We start from the raw sequence: 5,094 nt of genomic DNA, 5'->3' as shown, positions 1-5,094 counted from the left end.
GTCGATTCTTGCTGTGGCCATGCGTCCGGCCGCGGGGCGGCGCATCGTTCGCTAATTCGTGTTTTCAGTGTAGCCAAGCAAGTTCCATGCGAAAAGCCAGCAGCGCGGCATGCGTGCTGCTAATAACGCACGGCATGCGAACGCTCAAGCCTGTGGCGCCATGGATCAGGCGCCAGTGCCCCGCTTCGCGCTTGCCCCTGCACCCTTTGATGAGCGGCGCCCGCCCGGAGTGTCCGTTAGGCGTAAGATGGGCGCTTGTCGTCCCGCGCGGCCGTATTCGTCTTTCGCGCGAAGGAGAAAGGGTTAGATGAGGCAAGTTACCCGCATCGCCGCCTCGCGGGGCGGCGCCGTCCTCAAAGCGCTCGCCGTCCTGGCCGCGTTCGCATTGGCCAGCGCGCTGTCCGCCACGTTTGCCGCCGCCGCGGGCAACACCGCCGCGAGCGCCGCAGCGTCTACCGTGCCCGATCCATCCGCCCTCGATGCCGCCCCCACCGCCGTGACATGGCAACTCGATGTCTTGCGCGACGGGCAGACGATCGACACGTTCCAGGCGACGACAATGGTCGGACAAACCTACAGCGGCACGCATCACCACCCAACCACGCATCGCGTAGGCTGCAAAGAGAACCCGGCAGGCGGCATCGATCTTGCGCGGACGGTGTCCGTGTCACCGGTCGCGGCTGATGTCAGCGGCGTAACGCTCGCGATCGACGCCGATGAAACGATCGAAGACGATACGGCCCCCACCACGCCCGAAGGCTGCAAGCTGCCGCCGCAGCCTCGCCGCGTGAATGCGAGCCATCCAGGCTTGCCCGTGCCCGTCGGCGGATCGGCTGACTGGACGCTGATCGACAAGCGTCCGACGCTCGTCTATCGCGTGCACGCGAACGTCACGTCTCACTAACGGTTGGAACGAAGCGGATACAACGCGGCATGCGAAACCCCGAAGAATTGACCCAGGCCGTTGCGGCTCGCCCGCAGAAAAAGGAGTTTGTCGCTGTCAGCTGGAACCTGCACAAGGGCCGGTCGCCGCTCGGCTTCACTGCGTGGAAGGCCATGCAACGCTGGGTGGAATCCACCCACGCCGACGTTTATTTCCTGCAGGAGGCGATGGCACGCCGCATGCCGGGCCCGGTGCTCGCCACCAGTTTCGGCGCCCCGGTGCACGAGCCGCTAGCCGATGTCTGGGAGTGCCAGGCCACCGAGATCGCGCACGCGCTCGACCTCGACATCGCGCTCGGGCCAAACGTCTTCAAGCCGTCCTGGCGTCATGGCAACGCGATCCTCTCGCCGCACCCGCTCGATCTGGGCGGACGCTGGGATATCTCGGCGCACCGTTTCGAGCGGCGCGGCTTGCTCGTGGCGCGCGCCGCCTTCGCGGGGCAATCCGTGACGCTGCTGTGCGCGCATCTGGCGCTGACACGCTCGGCCCGCGTGCGGCAAATGAATTGGATCGCGCACTGGATTGCCCGCGAGGCGCCCGCGGGGCCGCTCGTGCTCGCGGGCGATTTCAACGACTGGCGCAACGATTCGGTGGGGATTTTCGGCGAACACGGGCTCGTTGAAGTCGCGACGCTGCTCGGCCAGCCCGCGCGCACGTTTCCCGCGTTTTCGCCCGCGCTCGCGCTCGACAAGATGTTCGTGCGCGGCATGCAGCCGATCGCCTGCGTTCCGCCCGCACAGGAAACGGCGTGGCTGTCCGATCATTTGCCGTACGTCGCCCGTCTCGAATTGAAAGACTGAATGGGGGAAGTTCGGTTAGATTAGCGGCTCCCGCACCCGTTTTCTCGGCTCTTCCGGCGCCCGTTCCGATGCATTACCTGCCCATCCTTGCGCAAATCGCCGTCATCTATCTGATCGCGGCGGCCAGCCCCGGCCCGAACTTTTTCATGATCACGCAATTGTCGCTCGCGGGCAGGCGCAGCCTCGGCGCGGCGTCCGCGCTCGGCGTGTGCACCGCTTCGATGATATGGGTCACGCTCGCCATGCTCGGCTTGGCGGCCGTGCTGCAGCGGCTCGAGTGGCTGTACAGCGGCGTGCGCATCGCCGGCGCGTTTTCCTTCGTCTATTTCGCCCTCAAATTTGTGCGCGCCTGCGCCCGCCGCAGCCCGTCGCCAGCTGCCCCGGAGCCTGCGTCGCCCAGTCTTCCGCCTGATGCGACCGCCTGGTTTCGCGCGTACCGTTCGGGCTTCGTCACCTGCGCCACCAATCCGAAATCCGTTGCGTTCTGGTCCAGCGTGTTCGCGACGATGTTCCCCGCCCATCCGCCGCTCTGGTTCTATGGCGCCGTGTTCGCGACGGTCGGCTCGCTTTCGGCCAGCTGGTACTGCGGCATGGCGTTCATGTTCGCAAGCGAACGCACTCAGCGCGGCTACCGTAAAGTGCGCCGGCCCGTCGACGCGTTATGCGGCGCGGCGCTTGTCGGACTCGGCGCAAAGCTCGTCGCGGAGCGCTGAGACACGGTGCCGCAGCGCTCGGCTGGCGCCGCGCGATCGGCTGGCGCGAGGGGGTGCGGGGGCGCCAGCGGGGTGGAGCGCACCGATGCAAAAACCCCACAGAGCCCGGTGGTGTTCGAGGCGCGCTAAAATAGCGGGTTTTCAGCGTCGCGAGACGCAGCCCGCGACAGCCCTTCGCCCTCGCCCCCGCCGGCCTGAGCGTTCGTGTGCCGAGCGCTTTGGTGACCACATCCCTTCGCACTTTCTAGTAGCCATGAGCAATCTGAACCCGCAAACCGTCCTCTCCGTCCACCACTGGACGGACACGCTGTTCAGCTTCACCTGCACTCGCGACGCGTCGTTTCGCTTCGAAAACGGGCAATTCACGATGGTGGGGCTCGAAGTCGACGGCAAACCGCTGATCCGTGCCTACAGCATGGCGAGCGCGAACTATGAAGAAAACCTCGAATTCCTGAGCATCAAGGTGCAGGACGGCCCCCTGACGTCGCGCCTGCAACACTTGAAAGTGGGCGATCAGGTGCTGATCGGCAAGAAGCCGACAGGCACGCTGATGGCCGACAACCTGCTGCCGGGCAAGACGCTGTGGCTGCTCTCGACGGGCACGGGCCTGGCGCCGTTCATGTCGATCATCAAGGATCCGACCGTGTACGACCGCTACGAGAAGGTCGTGCTGACGCATACCTGCCGTTTCGTCGACGAACTCGCCTACAAGGACTACATCACGGAGCACCTGCCGGCGCACGAAGACATCGGCGAAATCGTCCGTGAAAAGCTCGTCTACTACCCGACGGTCACGCGCGAAACGTTTCAGAATCGGGGTCGAATCACCGAACTCATTGATACGAAGAAACTGTTCGAAGATTTGAACGTACCGCCGTTCTCGCTCGAGAACGACCGCGTCATGCTGTGCGGCAGCCCGCATATGCTGCGCGACACGCGTGAATTGCTCGACAGCCTCGGGTTCAAGGAAGGCAGTAACAACGAGCCGGGACACTACGTGGTCGAAAAAGCGTTCGTCGGCTAATCGTCTGGCTAACAGGTGCCGTAGAACGTAGCGCTTAGCGTTGCGCCCCTCGGCATCCGTCCCCGGCGTGTCGACACGTCGTCCACGGGGGCGGCTGTTGCCCCGAACGTAGCGCGTATGGCCGGCTCGGCCCCCTCGCGCCCGCCGCTGCCGGGCCGCCGACGCCGCGGCGTCCCCTGCCGTCCTCATCCAAACCGGAGCCTTCGCGCTCCGGTTTTTGCATTTTTACGCCCGTCGCACACGGCGCGCGCGCTACATCTGCCCCTCTTAAATCTCCCATCCTTCGTACGAATTTTTCCTACATACAAAAACGCCGGGCCTTGTCAATAACCCCTTCGTAACCCACATGGCAGCGCCATCTCTTCGGTTTTTGAGATATTATTCGCCCCGAAGACGGGTGCGTGGAAACGGTTTTTTCTCGTTCGACCCACTGTTACAGAATGTAAATAGCGCGACGTTCCGGCGTCATATTTTCCGGCGTGGCGCGTACCAATTTGAGGTGTATATCTTCCGATGACTCAACGTGTGGCCAATTCCGCCCGGCAGCATTCCCACTCGGACGTCCCAACGGTCGTCCCGCTGGTTGCCGGCGCAATTCCCGCCGCGGCACGCAATGCGGACCGGCCCCGTCCGCGCGACCCGCGCCTTCGAACACCGGCCGCCGCTCCGGCGGGCTGCTCCGGGCACTACCAGGCGGAAGGCGTCGAGCATGACGCCGACCTGGAGGCCGCCCGCGAAGACATCAAGCGCCACTTGGCCCGCGAGCTGCATGACGGCCTCGGTGCCGAGTTGACGGCGGCTCGGTTCGCGCTCGCCAATGTCGAACATGCGTTGAACGCCATGGAGAACGCCGGCGACGCGGCCGTCGCGCTGGCGATCGCGCAACGCTCGCTCGAGGCGGCTTCCGAGGCGAGTCAACGCCTGATCCACGAGTTGCACGCCCCCAGCGTCGAAGGCGGGATCGTCACCGCACTCGCCGAGTGGACGCACACGTTCTCCGAGCGCACGGGCATCGCCACGCGCTTTGTCTGCGCGGCCGATGTACGCCTCGCGCAGTTGCCGGCCGATGCGGCGCTGGCAGTCATGCGCGTCGCCCAGGAGGCACTGAATAACGTAGCCAAGCACGCCGACGCGACGTGCGCCGATGTTCGCATCCAGACCGACGCCAAACGCCTGGTACTGATCGTCGAAGACGACGGCCGCGGCATGCCGCCGCGCGCTCGCCGCGCCGGAGCGCCCGATTCGGTCAGCGCGCGCGGTTTTGGTTTGCCCGGCATGCGCGCCCGCTGCGAGGGATTCGGCGGCGCGGTGCGCATTGCCTCCCGGCTGCGCGACGAAGCGTTCGGGCCGTGGGACGCCCCGTGGCCGGCCGATACGGACACGCCGGCTGCGCGCTCGGGTACGACCGTGCGCGCGCACTTCCTCTGGGCCGCAATGGCGCACGAGCGCGACGCCGCGAAGGGCCACAGGCCCACGGGTGCAACCCGTCCCGGGCGCGGGAGGTAACGCGATGACGCTCAGAATCCTGCTGGTCGACGACCACGCCATCGTCCGCCAAGGCGTTCGCCAACTCCTGGTCAACCATGGGGTGGCCCGGGAGGTGGTCGAAGCCGA

5 protein-coding genes and 1 pseudogene are annotated in these 5,094 nt (G+C 65.7%); all 6 read left to right on the top strand.

Going from position 1 to position 5,094, the window contains the following annotated elements; genetic code table 11:
• Positions 1 to 307 precede the first annotated feature (307 nt).
• Positions 308 to 904, top strand: coding sequence for a hypothetical protein (locus ACTHL0_RS09515; protein WP_440566483.1), 597 nt, complete (start codon positions 308 to 310; stop codon positions 902 to 904).
• Positions 905 to 933: 29 nt separating this feature from the next.
• The gene (locus tag ACTHL0_RS09510; protein WP_440566482.1) at positions 934 to 1,743 is read left to right on the top strand and encodes an endonuclease/exonuclease/phosphatase family protein; all 810 of its coding nucleotides are present in this window, start codon (positions 934 to 936) and stop codon (positions 1,741 to 1,743) included.
• 68 nt (positions 1,744 to 1,811) lie between these two features.
• Positions 1,812 to 2,456 carry a LysE family translocator gene (locus ACTHL0_RS09505; RefSeq protein ID WP_440566481.1) on the top strand — a complete coding sequence of 215 codons (645 nt, stop codon included), beginning with the start codon at positions 1,812 to 1,814 and terminating at the stop codon, positions 2,454 to 2,456.
• A gap of 253 nt (positions 2,457 to 2,709) precedes the next feature.
• Positions 2,710 to 3,480, top strand: coding sequence for a ferredoxin--NADP reductase (locus ACTHL0_RS09500; protein ID WP_440566480.1), 771 nt, complete (start codon positions 2,710 to 2,712; stop codon positions 3,478 to 3,480).
• A 513-nt stretch (positions 3,481 to 3,993) separates the two neighbouring features.
• On the top strand, positions 3,994 to 4,986 hold the full coding sequence (locus ACTHL0_RS09495; protein WP_440566479.1) for a sensor histidine kinase: 993 nt from the start codon (positions 3,994 to 3,996) through the stop codon (positions 4,984 to 4,986).
• Between the two features lie 4 nt (positions 4,987 to 4,990).
• Positions 4,991 to 5,094, top strand: a pseudogene (locus tag ACTHL0_RS09490) (DNA-binding response regulator); the annotation flags it as partial.

Source organism: Trinickia sp., from assembly GCF_051961175.1.
Classification (GTDB): domain Bacteria; phylum Pseudomonadota; class Gammaproteobacteria; order Burkholderiales; family Burkholderiaceae; genus Trinickia.
This window is presented reverse-complemented; position numbering and strand designations above follow the sequence as displayed.